Source organism: Hydrogenophaga sp. (assembly GCF_035481345.1).
Taxonomy (GTDB): domain Bacteria; phylum Pseudomonadota; class Gammaproteobacteria; order Burkholderiales; family Burkholderiaceae_C; genus Hydrogenophaga.
The window spans coordinates 1-17,401 of record NZ_DATIGV010000191.1; the positions used below are offsets into that span (position 1 = coordinate 1).

At 69.0% G+C, this 17,401-nt stretch carries 17 protein-coding genes and 1 tRNA gene; 3 read left to right on the top strand and 15 right to left on the bottom strand.

Annotation, left to right across the window (positions count from 1 at the left end; translation table 11 throughout):
• The 9 genes from VLG41_RS20480 to VLG41_RS20520 form a co-directional block, all read right to left on the bottom strand.
• A partial coding sequence (locus tag VLG41_RS20480) for a branched-chain amino acid ABC transporter permease (protein ID WP_325351236.1) occupies positions 1 to 633 on the bottom strand: 633 nt, incomplete at its 3' end.
• A gap of 12 nt (positions 634 to 645) precedes the next feature.
• Positions 646 to 1,683 carry a branched-chain amino acid ABC transporter permease gene (locus VLG41_RS20485; protein ID WP_325351237.1) on the bottom strand — a complete coding sequence of 346 codons (1,038 nt, stop codon included), beginning with the start codon at positions 1,681 to 1,683 and terminating at the stop codon, positions 646 to 648.
• Positions 1,680 to 2,417, bottom strand: coding sequence for an ABC transporter ATP-binding protein (locus VLG41_RS20490; protein WP_325351238.1), 738 nt, complete (start codon positions 2,415 to 2,417; stop codon positions 1,680 to 1,682). Before VLG41_RS20490 ends, VLG41_RS20485 begins: the two co-directional genes overlap by 4 nt.
• Positions 2,414 to 3,175 (bottom strand): ABC transporter ATP-binding protein, encoded by a 762-nt coding sequence (locus VLG41_RS20495; RefSeq protein WP_325351239.1) that lies wholly within the window; start codon positions 3,173 to 3,175, stop codon positions 2,414 to 2,416. Before VLG41_RS20495 ends, VLG41_RS20490 begins: the two co-directional genes overlap by 4 nt.
• 34 nt (positions 3,176 to 3,209) lie before the next feature.
• Complete coding sequence (locus VLG41_RS20500) at positions 3,210 to 4,406, bottom strand: substrate-binding domain-containing protein (protein WP_325351240.1); 1,197 nt, start codon at positions 4,404 to 4,406, stop codon at positions 3,210 to 3,212.
• A 163-nt stretch (positions 4,407 to 4,569) separates the two neighbouring features.
• Entirely contained in the window at positions 4,570 to 6,048 is a 1,479-nt protein-coding gene (locus VLG41_RS20505; RefSeq protein WP_325351241.1) for a sigma-54 interaction domain-containing protein, read from the bottom strand.
• Between the two features lie 362 nt (positions 6,049 to 6,410).
• Positions 6,411 to 7,919 (bottom strand): tripartite tricarboxylate transporter permease, encoded by a 1,509-nt coding sequence (locus VLG41_RS20510; RefSeq protein WP_325351242.1) that lies wholly within the window; start codon positions 7,917 to 7,919, stop codon positions 6,411 to 6,413.
• 1 nt (position 7,920) lies between these two features.
• Positions 7,921 to 8,442, bottom strand: a complete 522-nt coding sequence (locus VLG41_RS20515) for a tripartite tricarboxylate transporter TctB family protein (protein WP_325351243.1) — start codon at positions 8,440 to 8,442, stop codon at positions 7,921 to 7,923.
• Between the two features lie 13 nt (positions 8,443 to 8,455).
• A complete protein-coding gene (locus VLG41_RS20520) occupies positions 8,456 to 9,415 on the bottom strand; it encodes a Bug family tripartite tricarboxylate transporter substrate binding protein (protein ID WP_325351244.1) in 960 nt (319 codons plus the stop codon).
• Between the two features lie 120 nt (positions 9,416 to 9,535).
• Here VLG41_RS20520 and VLG41_RS20525 point away from each other — a divergent pair, with 120 nt between their 5' ends.
• Genes VLG41_RS20525 through VLG41_RS20535 form a run of 3 tightly spaced genes read left to right on the top strand, consistent with a single transcriptional unit; the run spans position 9,536 to position 12,062 of the window.
• Positions 9,536 to 10,207: a response regulator transcription factor gene (locus VLG41_RS20525; RefSeq protein ID WP_325351245.1), complete on the top strand. Its 672-nt coding sequence runs from the start codon at positions 9,536 to 9,538 to the stop codon at positions 10,205 to 10,207.
• Positions 10,204 to 11,634: a sensor histidine kinase gene (locus tag VLG41_RS20530; RefSeq protein ID WP_325351246.1), complete on the top strand. Its 1,431-nt coding sequence runs from the start codon at positions 10,204 to 10,206 to the stop codon at positions 11,632 to 11,634. The genes VLG41_RS20525 and VLG41_RS20530 overlap by 4 nt, the downstream gene beginning before the upstream one ends.
• Positions 11,631 to 12,062 carry an RNA-binding S4 domain-containing protein gene (locus tag VLG41_RS20535; protein ID WP_325351247.1) on the top strand — a complete coding sequence of 144 codons (432 nt, stop codon included), beginning with the start codon at positions 11,631 to 11,633 and terminating at the stop codon, positions 12,060 to 12,062. Before VLG41_RS20530 ends, VLG41_RS20535 begins: the two co-directional genes overlap by 4 nt.
• 25 nt (positions 12,063 to 12,087) lie before the next feature.
• Here VLG41_RS20535 and VLG41_RS20540 read toward each other — a convergent pair whose 3' ends face one another.
• The 6 genes from VLG41_RS20540 to VLG41_RS20565 form a co-directional block, all read right to left on the bottom strand.
• Complete coding sequence (locus VLG41_RS20540) at positions 12,088 to 12,837, bottom strand: hypothetical protein (RefSeq protein WP_325351248.1); 750 nt, start codon at positions 12,835 to 12,837, stop codon at positions 12,088 to 12,090.
• A gap of 73 nt (positions 12,838 to 12,910) precedes the next feature.
• Positions 12,911 to 13,807 carry a DMT family transporter gene (locus VLG41_RS20545; protein WP_325351249.1) on the bottom strand — a complete coding sequence of 299 codons (897 nt, stop codon included), beginning with the start codon at positions 13,805 to 13,807 and terminating at the stop codon, positions 12,911 to 12,913.
• Positions 13,808 to 13,887: 80 nt separating this feature from the next.
• Positions 13,888 to 13,980 (bottom strand) — tRNA-Ser (locus tag VLG41_RS20550).
• A gap of 45 nt (positions 13,981 to 14,025) precedes the next feature.
• On the bottom strand, positions 14,026 to 15,306 hold the full coding sequence (locus VLG41_RS20555) for an aspartate kinase (protein WP_325351250.1): 1,281 nt from the start codon (positions 15,304 to 15,306) through the stop codon (positions 14,026 to 14,028).
• 93 nt (positions 15,307 to 15,399) lie between these two features.
• Positions 15,400 to 16,413 (bottom strand): tRNA lysidine(34) synthetase TilS, encoded by a 1,014-nt coding sequence (gene tilS, locus VLG41_RS20560; RefSeq protein ID WP_325351251.1) that lies wholly within the window; start codon positions 16,411 to 16,413, stop codon positions 15,400 to 15,402.
• Positions 16,367 to 17,353, bottom strand: a complete 987-nt coding sequence (locus tag VLG41_RS20565; protein ID WP_325351252.1) for an acetyl-CoA carboxylase carboxyltransferase subunit alpha — start codon at positions 17,351 to 17,353, stop codon at positions 16,367 to 16,369. The genes tilS and VLG41_RS20565 overlap by 47 nt, the downstream gene beginning before the upstream one ends.
• Between the last annotated feature and the right edge of the window lie 48 nt (positions 17,354 to 17,401).

Here is a 17,401-nt window from a genome sequence, read left to right on the forward strand (position 1 = left end):
GCCGAAGGGCGAGTTCACGATGCGCAGCATCACCAGGAACATCAGCGACACCACGCCGAAGATCAGGTAGTAGGTGATGAAGCGGCCGTTGAGCGGCACCGCGCCGAAGGGGCCCTCGAAGTCCTCCTCGCGCAGCGAGAAGCCGGGCGAGAGCAGCTCGGGCAGGCGAAAGGTCAGGCCGTCCTCGCCACCGGTGATGTGCGAGAGCTGCGAGGCCAACGTGAGAAAGGCCGAGGCCACGGCCAGCGTGATCATGGCGAAGAAGATCGCCCGCACGCGCAGCGAGAACAGGCCGATGAGCAGCGACAGCAGCAGCGAGAGCAGCAGCGCACCCACCGCACCCACCACCAGCGCCCACCAGGTGGGGCCCATGGCATTGGCCGAGATGGCGATGCCGTACGCACCGATGCCGAAGAACATGGTGTGCGCGAAGCTCACGATGCCGGTGTAGCCCAGCAGCAGGTCGAAGCTGACCACCAGGGCGATGAAGATCAGCACCTTGGCCGCGACGTTGAGCGCCTTCACGCCGGGGAACAGGAAGGGCGCGAAGGCCAGGCCCAGCACCAGCAACACCAGCAGGATGGCCAGCCAGCGGCTGCGCGGCAGGTCGTGGGAGAGCAAACGGGACAACACGGTGGGCTCTCCTCAGCGATTGGCGACGGGGTAGACCCCCTGCGGCCGCCACAGCAGGATGGCGACCATGAGCGCGATGTTGGAGAACAGCGCCACCTTGGGCATGAGAAAGCCCGTGTAGTTGGCCATCAGCCCCACCAGCAGCGCGCCCACCAGCGCGCCCAGCGTAGAGCCCAGGCCGCCGATGATGATGACGATGAAGATCAGCACGTTGACCTGCGCGCCCATCTGCGGCAGCACGGTCTGCTGGTACAGGCCCCACATCACGCCGCCCAGGCCGGCCAGCGCGCTGCCGGCCACGAACACGCCCACGAACAGGCGCTGGATGCGGTAGCCCAGGGACTCGACCATCTCGCGGTCCTGCACGCCGGCGCGGATCAGCAGGCCCACCTTGGTGCGGTTGAGCGTCCACACCATGGCGGCGAACACCGCCAGGCCCACGGCCATGGCCAGCAGGCGGTACTTCTCAATCGAGGCGTCGCCGATGATGAAGCTGCCGCGCAGGGTTTCAGGCAGCGGCAGCGCGAGCTGGCCCGGGCCCCAGATCACCTTGATCAGCTCCTCGCCGATGATCATGCCGCCCATGGTGATGAGGATCTGCTTGAGGTGCTGGCCATAGACCGGGCGCACGATGTAGCGCTCGAACACCAGGCCCAGCGCGCCAGCCACCAGCATGGCCACCAGCATTGCGGGCACCAGGGCCACCAGGTTGAGCCAGAAGCTGTCGGCGATGGCGTAGGCGTTGAGGCCGCCGAACACGCTGACCGCGACGAAGGCGCCCAGCGCGATGAACACGCCGTGGCCGAAGTTGAGCACGTCCATCAGGCCGAACACGAGCGTGAGGCCCGAGGCGATGATGAAGACGATGAGGCCCATGGCCAGGCCGGCCACGGTGAGCGTGAGCCAGGTCGAGCCGCTGCCGACCGCAGGCAGCGCGAGCGCCGCGAGCAGCGGCACCAGGGCCACGGGCTTCCAGTCGAAGTCTTTCAGGGCCTGCCAGCGGGCGGTGGGGTTCGATGCGGCTGGCGCGGTGGTCACGTGGGTGTTCATTGGTGCGCTCCGAGCGACAGGCCCAGCAGGCGCGCCTGCAGCGCGGCGTCCTCGGCCAGTTCGGCCATGGCGCCGCTGTGCACCACGCGGCCGTCGTCCATCACGGCCACCGTGTCGCCGAGCTGGCGCGCGAAATTGAAGTTCTGCTCGACGAGCAGGATGGTGGTGTGCGCGGCCTTGAGTTCGCGAAAGGCCGCGATCATGTTCTGGATGATGGCCGGCGCCAGGCCCTTGCTGGGCTCGTCGATGAGCAGCAACTGGCGCGGCTCGACGATGGCGCGCGAGACGGCGAGCATCTGCTTCTGTCCGCCCGAGAGCTTGCCCGCCGGGTGCAGCCAGAACTTCTTCATCGCCGGGAACATGTCGAAGATCCATTCCAGGCGCTTCGTGTCCACGTCGTCGATGGTGCGCGCGCCGCGCGCGGCCAGCAGCATGTTCTCCTTGACGCTCAGGTCCGCGAAGATGCCCATGTTCTCGGGCACGTAGGCCACGCCGCCTTGCGCAATGTCGGGCGTGGCGCGGGCGGTGATGTCCTGGCCGGCGAGCGTGATGCGGCCCTGGCTGGCGTGCCACAGGCCCATGATGGTGCGCAGCGTGGTCGTCTTGCCCGCGCCATTGCGGCCCAGCAGCATGGTGAGCTGGTTGGCGGGCACCTGCAGGTCCACTCCATGCAGGATGTGGTACGCGCCGATGTGGGTGTGCACACCCTCGAGCGTCAGCAGCGGCTGCGTCATGCGCTCACCTCTTCTTCGGGGTTCACGCCCAGGTAGGCCTGCTGCACCACGGGCGATGCGATCACCGATTCGGGCTCGCCATCGGCCACCAGCTCGCCGTTGTGCAGCACGATGATGCGGTCCGACAGCTCGCGCACCACGTCCATCTTGTGCTCCACCAGCAGGATGGTCTTGGACTTGTCGGCCTTGAGGCTGCGGATGAGGTTCAGGATCACCGGCACCTCGTCCACGCTCATGCCGGCGGTGGGCTCGTCGAACATGTAGACCCTGGGGTCCAGCGCCATGAGGATGCCGACCTCCAGCTTGCGCTGGTCGCCGTGCGGCAGGCTGGCGGCGCGGGCGTTGGCCTTGTCGGCCAGGGCCACGGTCTCCAGGATGCGATCGGCCTGCTCGATCAGGTCCTTGCGGTCGCTCCAGATGCGAAAGAAGTCCATGCCCGCGCCGGCGCGCGCCTGCACCGCCATGCGCACGTTCTCGCGCACGCTCAGTTGCGGGAACAGGTTGGTGAGCTGAAAGGCGCGCCCCAGGCCCGCGCGCGTGCGCAGCGGCGCGCTCAGGTTCGTGAGCTCACGCCCGTCCAGCGTCACCGTGCCGGCGCTGGCCTTGATCTGGCCCGAGATCAGGTTGAAGTAGGTCGTCTTGCCCGCGCCATTGGGACCGACGATGGCGGTGAGCGTGCCCGGCGCGAAGGCGCAGGAGACAGCGTTCACCGCCACGTGCCCGCCGAAGCGGACCGTGAGGTTCGAGGTTTGCAGCATGGGGGTTCGTGCGCCCGCCGGGCGCACGCCAGGTTCAGCGCTTGTTGCGGATGGGGATGTTCATGTCCTCAGGCTTGATCTCACGCACGAGTTCAGGCACGCCCCAGGCGAAGGCCGGGTCGGCCTTGATCCGGAAGTGGTACATGCTCTGCATGGCCTGGTGGTCTTCCTTGCGGAAGGTCATGGTGCCCTTGGGCGTGTCGAAGCTCATGCCTTCCATGGTCTGGATGAGCTTGTTGGTGTTGGTGTCGCCGTTGGTTTTCTTGAGCGCGGTCACCACGGCCATGGCGGCGCTGAAGCCACCGGCGGTGAAGAAATCCGGCGGCTGCTTGAACTGGCGGTAGTGCTCCGACACCATGGCCTCGTTGATCGGGTTCTTGGGGATGCCGAAGTAGTAGTACAGCGCGCCCTCCATGCCCGGGAACTGCTTGTAGGCCACCATGGCCGGCAGGATGTTGCCGCCCGTGGCGAGCTTGATGCCGTAGCGCTTGTCCAGCTCCATCTCGGCGATCTTGGCGAAGGGCGTGGGTGCGCCCGACCACACGACCGAGATGTACTTGTTGCCCGGCTGGTCCTTGAGCTTGTCGACCAGGCGCAGCAAGCCGGCGGTGAAGTCCGTCGTGCCCACGGGCAGGTACTCCTCGTGGACGATCTTGGCCTTGGTGGTGAAGTCCTTGGCGGCCTTCACGGCGTCGCGGCCGAAGGCGTTGTCGTTGGCGAGGACGCCGATCACGTTGTTGGGCGCGTCGAGCGCCACGGCGTTGGCGGCGGCGTCCTGGCTGCTGTTGCGGCCGGTGCGGAAGATGTACTTGTTCCACTTGTCGCCGGTGATGGAGTCGGCCACGGCGGGCTCCACCAGCAGGATCTTGCGGTACTCCTCGGCCACGGGGAGCATGGCCAGCGCCACGGGCGAGGCGGTGGGGCCGATGGCGAGATCGACCTTGTCGTCGGCGTAGGCGGCGGCCAGCAGGCTCTTGCCCACGTCGGGCTTGCCCTGGTCGTCCTTCTCGATCACCACGATCTTCTTGCCCGCCACCGTCATGGTGCCGCCCGTGGCGTAGTTCAGGCCCATCATCAGGCCCGTGTGGGTCTGCTTGGCGTAGGCCTCCAGCGGGCCGGTCTTGCTGTGGATGTGGGCGATGCGGATTTCGCCCTTGCTGGCTTGGGCAAAACCCAGGGTGGCCGTGCAGGCCAGGGCGATCACCGCCAGGCGGCGGGTGGTGTCGAACATACTTGTCTCCTGATGGTTGCTGGCACAGCGCGGTGCGCCGTGCCACCGTGGTGCACGTGCCGTGCCAGCTCGACAAGCCGTTGATCTCAAAGGATTTTCTTACGAGTCACCTAAATGGCTGTCTGAAATTCAGACAATCGAATTTCGCCCCATTGTCTGAAATTCAGACAGATGCCGGAAATTCGGACACACCCTCGAAGGCCGCCAGACGGTCGTACAGGCTGGCGCGCGAGATGCCCAGCAGCTTGGCCGCCGCGCTGCGGTTGCCGCCGGTGCGCGCCAGGGCCTGGGCAATGGCGCGACGCTCGAGCTCGGCCACCTGCTCGGCGAGCGGTCGCCATTCGACCTCGGCCGCGCCCCCCGTCGGCGGCGCTTCGCGCACCGGCGCCAGCGCGGGCAGGCCGGCCTCGCGCAGCACCTCGTCCACTTGGGCCGCATTGATCAGCGGCGAGTCGGTGCGCAGGGCGAGCTGCTCCAGCACGTTGCGCAGCTCGCGGATGTTGCCGCGCCAGGGCTGGGCCGCGAGCAGGGCCTGCGCCTCGGCGCCGAATTCGAGTTGCGGCCCGCCGCCGCGCGCGGCGATGTCCTCGCACAGGGCCTCGATGAGCAGCGGCACGTCGCTCTGGCGTTCGCGCAGCGGCGGCACGCGGATGGGCAACACGTTCAGGCGGTAGTACAGGTCCTCGCGGAAGCGCCCTTCCCTCACCATCTGCGGCAGGTCGCGCGAGGTGGCGGCCACCACGCGCACATCAAAGGGCACGAGTTTGTTCGAGCCCAGTGGCTCGATCTCGCCCTCCTGCAGGGCGCGCAGCAGCTTGACCTGCAGGGCCATGGGCATGTCGCCCAGTTCGTCGAGGAACAGGGTGCCGCCGTCGGCCAGCTTGAACTTGCCGTCGCGGCCCTTCTTGTCGGCGCCGGTGTAGGCGCCTGGCGCGACGCCGAAGAACTCGGCCTCGAGCAGCGTCTCGGGCACGGCGGCCATGTTCACGCTGACGAAGGGCCGACCGGCGCGCGGCGAGGCGGCGTGGATGGCGTGCGCGAGCAGTTCCTTGCCGGTGCCGGTTTCACCGAGCAGGAGCACGGGGCTGCTGGACTGGGCCGCGCGGCGCGCCTGGCGCTTGACCTCCACCGCCGCGGCGCTGGTGCCGACGAAGCTGGCGAAGGTGTACTTGCTGCGGCGCTGGTGGGCGAGTTCGCGGCGCGCGTCGTGCAGGTCCTGCTCGAGCCGGGCGAACTTGGTGATGAGGGGTTGCAGCGTGGTCTCGGGGTGGTCGAAGAGCACGATGCCGAGCACACCGATGACCTCGCCGGCCTCGTCGCGCAAGGGGATGCGCGTGACCACAAAGGTGCCGGCGCGGTTGGTGAGCAGGTCGATGAGGATGGGCTTGCCGGTTTCCAGCACGCGGTGCATCTGGGTGTGCTGCACGACCTTGCTGACGGGCTGGCCGACGAAGTCTTCCTCGCGGTCGAAGCCCAGGGCGGGCAGGAAGCGGCGGTACTGGTCGTTGATCCAGACCACGCGCGCGTGCCGGTCCACCAGCAGCATGCCTTCGCTGGCGTTGGCGAAGAGGTCGAACATGGAGCGCGCGGCGAGCTCCAGGATGCTCTGCGCGTCGCGGGGCAGGCGGTCGTCGCGGGTCATGGGAGGGATGGTACCCGGGTGGGGTATGTTTTTTCCTCACCCAAGGGTTCTTCTCCGGCGGCTGCGGTCATCGGCGCTTGGGTGTCCGGCTCCGCGAATGTCCCCCGGAACGGATCGCTGGCGCGCTCCGCTCCTCCTCCTTTATTTCGCTACGCCGGACACCCAATCACCGACGACCTCATGGGCACTCGTCTGTTGGCACTCGAACGTATCTCTGGCTCGCGGACGCTGGGTGCCCTGCGCAGCGAAATAAAGGAGGAGCCAAGGGCGCAGCCCTTGGCGGGGGACATTCGCGGAGCAGGGCGCCCAGTGGCCGCGAACTTCGCGAGGTAGACGCGCGAAATGGAAGCGCGCAACATCCCTCAAGCCGAAGCCAAGTCCCTTTTCTGCCGCCGCGCCAGCAGCCTCGGCACCACCAGCACGCCCACCACCACGATCAGCAAAATAAGCGACATCGGCCGCTGCACGAACACCAGCCAGTTGCCCTCGCCGATCGACAGCGCGTTGCGCATCTGCGCTTCCGCCAGTGGCCCGAGGATGAGGCCCACGATCACCGGCGCGGCGGGGAAATCGAAGCGGCGCATCAGAACGCCCAGCAGGCCAATGCCCAACATGAGGTACAGGTCGAACGCGCTCTGGCGCATGCCGTACACGCCCACCGTCGCGAAGATCAGGATCCCGGCGTAGAGCTGCGGACGCGGGATCTTCAGCAGCTTCACCCACAGGCCCACCAGCGGCAGGTTCAGCACCAGCAGCATCACGTTGCCGATGTAGAGCGAGGCGATCAGCGCCCACACCAGGGCCGACGAGGTCTGGAACAGTTGGGGTCCGGCGTTGATGCCGTAGTTCTGCAAGGCGGACAGTAGGATCGCCGCCGTCACCGAGGTGGGGATGCCCAGCGTCAGCAGCGGCACCAGCGTGGCCGTGACGGCCGCGTTGTTGGCCGCCTCGGGGCCGGCCACGCCCTCGATCGCGCCCGAGGTGCCGAAGCTCTGCTTCGCCTCGGGGTCGGCCAGCTTGCGCTCGGTCGCGTAGCTCAGGAAGGTGGGGATCTCGGTGCCGCCGGCCGGAATGGTGCCGAAGGGAAAGCCGATCGCCGTGCCGCGCAGCCAGGCCGGCCATGAGCGGCGCCACTCGTTGCGCGTCATGTGCACCTTGGTCAGGCGGTTCATGCTGCTCTGCGAGCGGCCTTCGTACAGCGCGTTGTAGAGCGCCTCGGTCACCGCGAACAGGCCCACGGCCACCAGCACCACCTCCACGCCGTCCATGAACTCCAGCACGCCACCGGTGTAGCGCACCTGGGCCGTGATCTGGTCAATACCGACCAGGCCCAGCGAGATGCCCAGGAACAGCGCGGCCAGACCGCGCAGCGCGCTCTGGCCCAGCACCGCGCTCACCGTGGTGAAGGCCAGCAGCATGAGGCAGAAGTACTCGGGCGGCCCCAGGCGCACAGCGAATTCCGCCAGGAAGGGCGCGAACAGCGTGACGAGGACGGTGCCGATGGTGCCGGCCACGAAGGAGCCGATGGCCGCCGTGGCCAGCGCCGCACCCGCGCGGCCGTTCTTGGCCATCTTGAAGCCTTCGAGCGCCGTCACCATGGTGCCGGTCTCGCCGGGCGTGTTGAGCAGGATGGAGGTGGTGGAGCCACCGTACATGGCGCCGTAGTAGATGCCGGCGAAGAAGATCATCGAGGCGGTGGGCTCCACCTGGCCCGTGATGGGCAGCAGCATGGCCACCGTGACGGCCGGGCCCAGCCCGGGCAGCACGCCGATGGCCGTGCCCAGCGCGCAGCCGGCCAGTGCCCACAGCAGGTTGAGGGGCGTGGCGGCCGTGGCGAAGCCGCCCATGAGTTGGCTCAGGATCTCGCTCATGTCAGATCCAGCCGCCGGCGCTGATGCCCGGCAGGTTGACCGCCAGCACTTTGGTGAAGACCCAGAACACGGGCGCCGAGATCAGCACGCCGGTGACCGCGTCGATGACGGTGGTGCGCGCGCCACCGGCGGCGCGGCCTTCGCTCAGGCGCAGACCGCGCACCGCCAGCGCATAGCACAGCGTGCAGCTCAGCACGAAGCCGATGGTGGTGATGAGCGCCGCGTTGGCGACGACGCCGCCCGCCACCCAGGCCAGGGCGCGCCAGTCGCCGCGCTCGGCGCCCGAGGGCGGCTCCACGTCGCGCCAGCCACCGTGCAGCGCCTGCCACAGCAGCAGGCCTCCACACACGGCCATGGCCGCGCCCATCACCCAGGGCAGAAAGTCGGGGCCCACGCCCGCGTAACCCGACGCCGAGGGGATCTGCCAGGCGCCCACCGCGAGCACCACGGCCACGCCGAGCGCCCCGAGGCCGATCGCCACCTGCCCCGCGTTCACCGACGCGGGCTGCTGCATCTCGCTCATGACGCGGCCCGGCTCAGACCATGCCCGCGCGCACCATGGTCGCGCGCAGGCTGGAGAAGTCGCGGTCCACGAACTCCTCGAAGGCCTTGCCGGTCAGCAGCGCGGGCGTCCAGTTGTTCTTCTTCACCGCCTCCGCCCAGGACTTGCTCTGCGTGGCCTTGACGATCATGGCCGCCAGCGCGTCGCGCTGCGCGGGCGTGATGCCGGCCGCGCCGTACACGCCGCGCCAGTTGCCGATCACCACGTCGATGCCCTGCTCCTTCAGCGTGGGCACATTGATGCCGTCCAGGCGCTTGTCCGAGGTGACGGCGATGGCGCGCATCTTGCCGCTCTCGATGTAGGGCTGGAACTCGCTGTAGCCGCTGCCGCCCACGGTGACGTTGCCGCCCAGGATGGCGGCGACCGCCTCGCCGCCCCCGCGGAAGGGCACGTAGTTGATCTTGGCGGCCGGCACGCCCACGGCCTGCGCGATCTGCGCCGCCGCGATGTGCTCGGTGGCACCGCGCGAGCCGCCGCCCCACTTGACGCTGCCGGGGTCCTTCTTGAGCTGCTCGACCACGTCCTTCATGGTCTTGAGCGGCGATTCGGCCGGCAGGACGAAGACGTTGTATTCGGTGGTGAGGCGCGCGATGGGCGTGACCTGGGTGATGGACACGGGTGGCTTGCCGGTGATGATGCCGCCGAGCATGACGGCGCCCATGACCATGAGGGCGTTCGGGTCGCCCTTGCTGGCGTTGAAGAACTGGGCCAGGCCGATGGCGCCGGCCGCGCCGCCCTTGTTCTCGTAGGTCACCGAAGACGCCACGCCCGCGTCGCGCAGGGCGTCGCCGAGCGCGCGGCCGGTGCCGTCCCAACCGCCGCCGGGGTTGGCGGGGATCATCATCTTGAGGTTGGCGGCAGCCCATGCCGCGTTGGGCAAGGCACCAGCAGCGGCGAGCGCGGCCAGGGATTTGAGGAAGGTGTCGCGGCGCATGGCATGTCTCCTGGGTTGTGGAATCGGCGCCGCGAATGGTCGCGCCGGGGGCTGTCAGTTGGCTGTCGGGCACCCTGGGAGAAACCCTGAGGTGCGCGCCTCTCCATAATCGGTGCCCCCATGAAGCTCCTGCTCGTCGAAGACAACACCACCATGCAGGCCACGCTGAGCCGTGCCTTCGAGCGGCGCGGCATCCAGGTGGTGACCTGCGACGACGGCGAGCGCGCGCTGGCGCTGTGGCGCGATACGCAGCCCGACGCGGTGCTGCTCGACCTGTCGCTGCCCGGCAAGGACGGCCTGGAGGTGCTCGCGCAGGCGCGAAGCAATGGCCTCAAGACCCCGGTGATCATCCTCACCGCGCGCGGCACGGTGGGCGACCGCATCCTGGGCTTGAACACCGGTGCCGACGACTACCTGCCCAAGCCCTTCGACCTGGACGAACTCGAGGCCCGCGTGCGCGCCCTGGTGCGCCGTGCGGGCGGCGCCGAGGCCGCCCCCGCCACCGCCTGGTGCGGCATGGCCGTGGACCGCGAGAGCGGCGCCGTCTACCACCTGGGCCAGCCCCTGGAGCTGCCCCCGCGCGAACTCGCCCTGCTGCGTGCCGTGCTCGCGCGCCCGGGCCACGCCATCGCCAAGGAGCGCCTGTTCGAACTCGTCTTCCCGGGCGAAAACGACGTGCAGCCCGAGGCCATCGAGGTCGTGGCCTATCGCCTGCGCAAGAAGATCGCGCACACCGGCGCGCAGCTCGTCACCCTGCGCGGGCTGGGCTACCTCATCAAAGGCAACCCATGAAGCCGCGCGCGCTGTCGCTGCGCCGCACGCTGCTGCTGGGCATCCTGCTGCCGGTGTTCGGCTATGTGGTGTTCAACACCGTGGTGCTGTACCGCCAGGCCCTGGCCGCCGCTGACACCGCCTACGACCGCACCCTGTTGGCCACGGCCAAGTCGCTGGGCGAGCAGTTGCAGGTCACCTCGCGCAACGGCGAGGTACACGTGCAGGCCACGGTGCTGTACTCCGCGCTCGAGGCTTTCGAGGCCGACAACCGCAGCCGGCTCTTCTACCGCGTGAGCGGCTTCCAGGGCGAGATGGTCTCGGGCTTCGCCGACATGCCGCCGCCCCGGCGCGACGCGCCCTCGGACAACATCTACGCCGCGCTGGTGAGCTTCTACGACGAGCGCTACCGCGACGTGCCGGTGCGCATGGCCGTGCTGCTGCAGCCCGTGGCCGGCGTGCAAGGCCAGGGCATGGCTACCATTCAGGTGGCCGAGACGCTGGAGCTGCGCGAAACCCTGGCGCGCCAGATCCTGGTGGACACGCTGTGGCGCCAGGCCGCGCTGCTGGCGGTGATCGCCTTCGTGGTGGTGCTGGTGGTGCAACGCGCCACGCGGCCGGTGCGCGACATCAGCCGCGCGCTCGCCTCGCGCAGCGAGAACGACCTGTCGCCCTTGCCCGCGCAGGACGCGCCACGCGAGCTGCTGCCGCTGCTGGACGCGACCAACCAGCACATGCAGCGGCTGTCGCAACTGCTGGAACACCAGAAGCGCTTCGTGCGCGACACCTCGCACCAGTTGCGCACGCCGCTGGCGGTGCTGAAGACGCAGCTGCAGTCGGCGCGGCGCGGCGATGTGGAGCCGCGCCAGGCGCTCGAGGAGATCGCGCACACGGTGGACCGCGCGACCGAACTCGCCAACCAGATGCTGGCGCTGGCCAAGGTGGAGCAGTTGCGCCAGGACCGCGACGTGCCCGTGAGCGACTGGGCCGCCGTGGTGCGCGCGGTGGCGCTGGACCTGTCGGCGCTGATCGCCGACCGCTCGCTGGATTTCGCGCTGGACGTGAGCGAGGCGGCGCCGGTGCGCGCCCACGAATGGGCGCTGCGCGAGCTCACGCGCAACCTGCTGCACAACGCCATCAAGCACTCGCCGCCCGGTGGCGCCTTGCGCGTGGGCCTGCTGCGCGACGAGCGCACCGCGGCGCTCATCGTTCGCGACAGCGGCCCCGGCATCGCGCCCGCGCTGCGCGAGCGGCTGTTCCAGCCCTTCGCCACCGACCACCGCGCCAGCCCCAGCCTCTCGGGCTCGGGCCTCGGGCTCGCCATTTGCCGGGAGGTGGTGCAATCGCTGGACGGGCAGATCGAACTGGACAATCGCATGGACGGCGGCAGCGTGCGCGGACTCGACGCGACGGTGCGCCTGCCCCTGGCCTCCACCACGACGACATGACGACGACGAAGACCGAACCCGAGCGCGTGCGCCTGGACAAGTGGCTGTGGGCCGCGCGTTTCTTCAAGACCCGCGCCTTGAGCGCCGAGGCGATCGACAAGGGTCGCGTGAGCGTCAATGGGCAGGCGGCCAAGGCCTCGCGCGAGCCGCGCGTGGGCGACACCATCGAGTTCCGCCAAGGCAACGACCTGCGCGCGGTGATCGTGCGCGGGCTGAGTTCGGTGCGCGGGCCGGCACCGGTGGCGCAGCAGCTCTATGAGGAAACACCCGAGTCGGTGGCGCGCCGGCTGGCCAGCGCCGAACAGCGCCGCCTGGCGCCCGAGCCCGCCTTGAGCCAGGTGCAGGGACGGCCGACCAAGCGCGACCGTCGCACGCTCAAGGATTGGGGGGATCGCTGGAGCGCGTCGTTGGACGACGAAGCGACTTGAGCGCCCCGGCACGAGCGATCGCGCGCTACTGAAGCCAGACACGCGCACCGTCGATGGCGTGCGCGACCGTGGAACCCGGATCATCGCCACCGGCGGTGGTGGCATTCGGCCGAGGAAGGGACAGCAACAGCGACAACTGCTCGGCCTCGATGCGCAAGCGCCGGGCGGCCATGCTGCGGCCTTGCTCGGCCATGCAATAGCCGAGCAACCGGAGCGTGTGGACCTTCGCCTCGTGCTCCTCCAGGCGCTCCTGGATGCCCAGGGCCTGCCGCAGCAAGGCCTCCGCTGCGGCAAACCGGCGGCGGCGAACGCAGACGACGGCCTGCGCCGACAGCGTGGCGCTCAGGTGCCGGTGGTCGCCGCAAGCCCGCTGGATTCGCTCAGCCGTCGAAAGGGCAGCGAGCCCCCCTTCCACCTCCCCCTGCGCGATTCTCGCCAGGCCGATGTGGAACTCGATATACGACAACGCGGGCGTCTCGCCCTCCCCCTCCAGCAGGCCGCGCGCTCGCTCCAGCAAGGGAAAGGCGCGGAGCAGGTTGCCTTGCCCCACCAGGAGACCGCCCATGTGGCACAAGGCGGCGGCCAGTAGGCCGGGGTCATCGGGCGGTGTCCCGCACGCGGAAATGACGCCTTCGTAGCATGCCGCCGCGCGCGCGAAGTCGCCTTGCTGTTCATGCAGGACCCCGGCGCGCAACTCGGCGATCGCCAGTCGGGTCGTGTGCGGGAGAGAGTCGGTGTCGGGATCGAGATCGGGGTTCTGCGCGGGGTCGGACATGTGCGGCGGGACCTGCTGGCCGGTGGTTGCCACGTTCCGTGGCAGCGCCCCGCCCCGCGGTTCCCCGCGACCTTCAGCCCTTGCGCAACCCCAGCCACATCACCGTGGCCACCACGATCAGGCCACCCGCCACCTGGATCGCCGCGATCGACTGCCCCAGGAACACCCAGGCCAGCACCAGCGCGAAGATGGGTTCGATGTTCATGATGGCCGAGTTGCCCACCACACCCAGGCGCGGCAGCACGGTGAACATGATGGTGAAGGCGGTGCCGTAGAGGAAGGTCAGGCCGAGCAGCCCCCACCAGCCCGGCAGCGCGTCCGGAAAATGCAGCCCACCCTGCGTGGCGCTGGCGGCCAGCGCGATCACCGCCACGATGCCCATGGTGGTGGCCGTGCGCAGGCGGCCATCGAGGTCGCCCGCCTCGTGCTGAGTGAACACCAGCGCCAGGCCAAAGCTGGCCGCCGCAGCGAGCGCGAAGCCCACGCCCACGCCGATGCGCGCCCAGTGCCCGCCCGCGCCCAGGCCGGAGGCCGCGCCCGACACGTCCAGCGCCAGCGCCAGGCCCAGCAGCATCAGCGGCATCGCCTTGAGCAGATGCGGCGCGGGCCTCTGGCCGTACACGAGGCGCGCCCACAACGCCGTCCACAGCGGGTAGGTGTTGAAGGCCAGCAGCGCCAGCGCCACCGGCAGGCGCGCCACGGCCGCGTACAGGCAAAGGCTCTGCACGCCCACCAGCAGGCCGATGGCGGGCAAGGCCTTGCGGTGGCGCGCGTTGAGCTTGAAGGGCACGCGGTAGGCCAGCAGGATGGCCGCAACCACCAGCGCCGTGACGCCGCTGCGGAAGGTCACGGCCGTGGCCACGGTGACGCCATGGTCGAAGGCCAGGCGCGCGGCCACGTGGTTGGCACCCATCATGAAGGCGATGAGCAACAGGGTGGCGAAGGCGGTGCGCGACAGGCTTTGTGACATGGGTGGGTCTGGCGGATCGGCAAACGGATCGGGCAAAACAAAAGGCGCCCCGCGGGGCGCCTTTGTCGATGAAGAACATCTGGCGGAGTGAGAGGGATTCGAACCCTCGATGAGGCTCTACACCCCATACTCCCTTAGCAGGGGAGCACCTTCGGCCACTCGGTCATCACTCCGCGAAGCCCGCATTATGCCCCAAAGCACACGCGGGCCAGCCCCGCTCAGGCGCTGATCGTGTCGGCGGTCTGGTCGAGATCGAACTCGCGGTGCAGCGCGCGCACGGCCAGTTCCATGTACTTCTCGTCGATGACCACCGAGGTCTTGATCTCCGAGGTGGAGATCATCTGGATGTTGATGCCTTCGTTGCTGAGGCAGCGGAACATGCGGCTGGCCACGCCCACGTGGCTGCGCATGCCGATGCCGACGATGCTGACCTTGCAGATGCGGTTGTCGCCCACCACGTCGGCCGCGCCAAGCGCGGGCACCACCTGTGCCTTGAGCAGATCGAGCGTCTTCTGGTAGTCGTTGCGGTGCACCGTGAAGCTGAAGTCGGTCTTGCCGTCCTTGCTCAGGTTCTGGATGATGACGTCGACCTCGATGTTGGCGTCGGCCACCGCGCCCAGGATCTGCGCGGCGATGCCGGGCTTGTCGGGCACGCCGAGCACCGAGACCTTGGCCTCGTCGCGGTTGAACGCAATGCCGGAAACGACGGCTTGTTCCATTTGTTCGTCTTCCTCAAAAGTGATCAGGGTGCCGGAGGCGGCCTCTTCGGCGAGGTCGATGTCCCAAGGCGTGAAGCTGGAGAGCACGCGCAGCGGCACCTGGTACTTGCCGGCGAATTCCACCGAGCGGATCTGCAGCACCTTGGAGCCCATGCTGGCCATCTCCAGCATCTCCTCGAAGCTCACGCGCAGCAGGCGGCGCGCCTCGGGCACCACGCGCGGGTCGGTGGTGTAGACGCCGTCGACGTCGGTGTAGATCAGGCACTCGGCGGCCTTGAGCGCCGCGGCCACGGCCACGGCCGAGGTGTCGCTGCCGCCGCGGCCCAGCGTGGTGATGTTGCCGTCGTCGTCGATGCCCTGGAAGCCGGTGACGATGACCACCTTGCCGGCGTCGAGGTCGGCGCGCACGCGCGCATCGTCGATCGATTCGATGCGGGCCTTGGTGTAGGCGTCGTTGGTCTTGATGGGCACCTGCCAGCCGGCGTAGCTCACCGCCTCCATGCCTTCGGCCTGCAGCGCGATGGCCAGCAGCGCGGAGGAGGCCTGCTCGCCGGTGGCGGCCAGCATGTCGAGCTCACGGCCGTAGGCCTTGCCTTGCTTCGAGGGCGCCAGTTCCTTGGCGAGACCGAGCAGGCGGTTGGTTTCGCCGCTCATGGCGCTGGGCACCACCACCATCTGGTGGCCGGCCTTGTGCCATTTGGCGACGCGACGCGCGACGTTGCGGATGCGCTCGGTCGACCCCATGGAGGTGCCGCCGTACTTGTGAACGATGAGGGCCATTTGGAATGGAGAAGGGACGCGGCGCGTCGGGTCCTTCAGGGCTTCATCGGGGCGCGCGCCGCACAGCCACCGGGGCCGGGCAAAACCGCGGGATTATACCGAGGGGGTGTAGGCCAGGCACTCGCCGTCGCGCTGCACGAAGCCGTCGGCCACCTTGATGCGGATGGCATGACCGCGCGTGCGGCAGGCGTGGACCTGGTCGAGCAATTCGTCGAGCTGCGCGGTGCTGGGCGCCACGCCGTGCACGCGGCGCAGCCAGTGCCGCAGGGCGTTGGCCTGCCGGTCGCGCGCGAGACCCTGCAGCGCGGCGATGCGCGGCGGCTCGCCGGTGGCGAGCAGGTCGATCGAGGCCAGTTCGTCGAGCAGGCGCTGCGCCTGCGCGGCGTGCGACGCACTGCGCGCGAGCGCGGCGCGGTAACCCGGGAAGGCGTGCGCCCAGGCCGGCATCAACTGCGAGCGGATGCGGTTGCGCGTGTAGCGCTCGTCGCCGTTGCTCGGGTCATCGACGAAGCGCTGATCGCGCGCGATCAAGGCCTCTCGCAAGCTGTGCGCGGGCACGCCGAGCCAGGGGCGACCGAAGCGCTGGCCATGGCGCTCGAAGGCCTCGGGCATGGCGGCCAGCCCAGGCAGGCCGGCACCGCGCGAGAGCGCGAGCAGCACGGTCTCGGCCTGGTCGTCGCCGTGCTGCGCGAGCAGCACCCAGCCGAGGCCCTGTCTTTTCGCCAGTTCGGCCAGCGCGCTGTAACGCGCGAGCCGGGCGGCATCCTCCGGGCTCTGGCCGGGGGCGTGCCGGGCGTCCACCCGGGCCACGTGCACCGGCATGCCCAGTGAAGCCGCGAGTTCGCGCACGCAGGCCTCGAAGCCATCGGCCGCTTCCTGCAGGCCGTGGTGCACGTGCAGCGCCACACACCGCCCCGGCCAGCGCGCGTGCGCGGCCAGCAGCAAGGCCACCGAGTCGGCCCCGCCGCTGCAGGCGATGCCGATCGGTGCGAGGTCTTGATCGATGGCGTGCCGCGCCGCCCAGTCGCCGAGCTCGTCGGCACCGGGCCATCCGTTCGCCTCAGCGACGGTCTTTGACGTCGGCCTTGGTGTCGGTGAAGCGGCCATAGCCGTCGAGGCGCGCGTGGCGGCGCTCCAGCAGTTCCTTCACCTTGAGGTCGACCACCTGGCGGTAGGCGTCGGCCAGGGCGCGCTTGAGGAAGGCGGCCATCTGCTTGTGGTCGCGGTGCGCGCCACCCACGGGCTCGTTGACGATCTTGTCGACCAGGCCCAGGGCCTTGAGTCGGTGCGCGGTGATGCCCAGGGCCTCGGCGGCGTCGCTCGCGCGTTCGCTGGTCTTCCACAGGATGGAGGCGCAGCCCTCGGGGCTGATCACCGAGTACACGGAGTACTGCAGCATCAGCACCTGGTCGGCCACGGCGATGGCCAGGGCGCCGCCGGAGCCGCCTTCGCCGATGATGGTGGAGATGATGGGCACCTCGAGCTGCGCCATCTCGAAGATGTTGCGGCCGATGGCCTCGGACTGGCCGCGCTCTTCGGCGTCGATGCCGGGGTAGGCGCCGGGGGTGTCGACGAAGGTGAAGACCGGCAGCTTGAACTTCTCGGCCAGCTTCATCAGGCGCAAGGCCTTGCGGTAGCCCTCGGGCTTGGTCATGCCGAAGTTGCGCAGGCCGCGCTCTTTCGTGTCGCGGCCCTTCTGGTGGCCGATGACCATGCAGGGCTGGCCATTGAAGCGCGCCATGCCGCCCACGATGGACAGGTCGTCGGCGAAGTGGCGATCACCGTGCAGCTCGACGAAGTGCGTGAAGATCTCCCGCACGTAGTCCAGCGTGTAGGGCCGGTCGGCGTGGCGGGCGATCTTGGTGATCTGCCAGGGCGACAGGCTGCTGTAGATGTCCTTGGTGAGCTGAAGGCTCTTGGAGGCCAGCTTGTCGATCTCTTCCGAGATGTCGACCGCGGACTCGGTCTGCACGTAACGCAGTTCCTCGATCTTGGATTCGAGCTCCGCAATCGGTTGCTCGAAGTCGAGAAAGTTCTTCTTGGCCAAGACAGGCTCCTTAACTGAGATCCGCTGCGCGCTCCAGGGACTGGCCCA

Excerpts from the sequence above, each read along its gene's own strand:
- VLG41_RS20505 (WP_325351241.1), bottom strand. The coding sequence starts at position 6,048 with ATGACCCGCGACGACCGCCTGCCCCGCGACGCGCAGAGCATCCTGGAG.
- VLG41_RS20530 (WP_325351246.1), top strand. The coding sequence starts at position 10,204 with ATGAAGCCGCGCGCGCTGTCGCTGCGCCGCACGCTGCTGCTGGGCATC.
- VLG41_RS20495 (WP_325351239.1), bottom strand. The coding sequence starts at position 3,175 with ATGCTGCAAACCTCGAACCTCACGGTCCGCTTCGGCGGGCACGTGGCG.
- VLG41_RS20535 (WP_325351247.1), top strand. The coding sequence starts at position 11,631 with ATGACGACGACGAAGACCGAACCCGAGCGCGTGCGCCTGGACAAGTGG.
- VLG41_RS20490 (WP_325351238.1), bottom strand. The coding sequence starts at position 2,417 with ATGACGCAGCCGCTGCTGACGCTCGAGGGTGTGCACACCCACATCGGC.
- VLG41_RS20555 (WP_325351250.1), bottom strand. The coding sequence starts at position 15,306 with ATGGCCCTCATCGTTCACAAGTACGGCGGCACCTCCATGGGGTCGACC.
- VLG41_RS20500 (WP_325351240.1), bottom strand. The coding sequence starts at position 4,406 with ATGTTCGACACCACCCGCCGCCTGGCGGTGATCGCCCTGGCCTGCACG.
- VLG41_RS20520 (WP_325351244.1), bottom strand. The coding sequence starts at position 9,415 with ATGCGCCGCGACACCTTCCTCAAATCCCTGGCCGCGCTCGCCGCTGCT.
- VLG41_RS20510 (WP_325351242.1), bottom strand. The coding sequence starts at position 7,919 with ATGAGCGAGATCCTGAGCCAACTCATGGGCGGCTTCGCCACGGCCGCC.
- VLG41_RS20515 (WP_325351243.1), bottom strand. The coding sequence starts at position 8,442 with ATGAGCGAGATGCAGCAGCCCGCGTCGGTGAACGCGGGGCAGGTGGCG.
- tilS (WP_325351251.1), bottom strand. The coding sequence starts at position 16,413 with ATGGCCGCTTCACCGACACCAAGGCCGACGTCAAAGACCGTCGCTGAG.
- VLG41_RS20545 (WP_325351249.1), bottom strand. The coding sequence starts at position 13,807 with ATGTCACAAAGCCTGTCGCGCACCGCCTTCGCCACCCTGTTGCTCATC.
- VLG41_RS20540 (WP_325351248.1), bottom strand. The coding sequence starts at position 12,837 with ATGTCCGACCCCGCGCAGAACCCCGATCTCGATCCCGACACCGACTCT.
- VLG41_RS20485 (WP_325351237.1), bottom strand. The coding sequence starts at position 1,683 with ATGAACACCCACGTGACCACCGCGCCAGCCGCATCGAACCCCACCGCC.
- VLG41_RS20525 (WP_325351245.1), top strand. The coding sequence starts at position 9,536 with ATGAAGCTCCTGCTCGTCGAAGACAACACCACCATGCAGGCCACGCTG.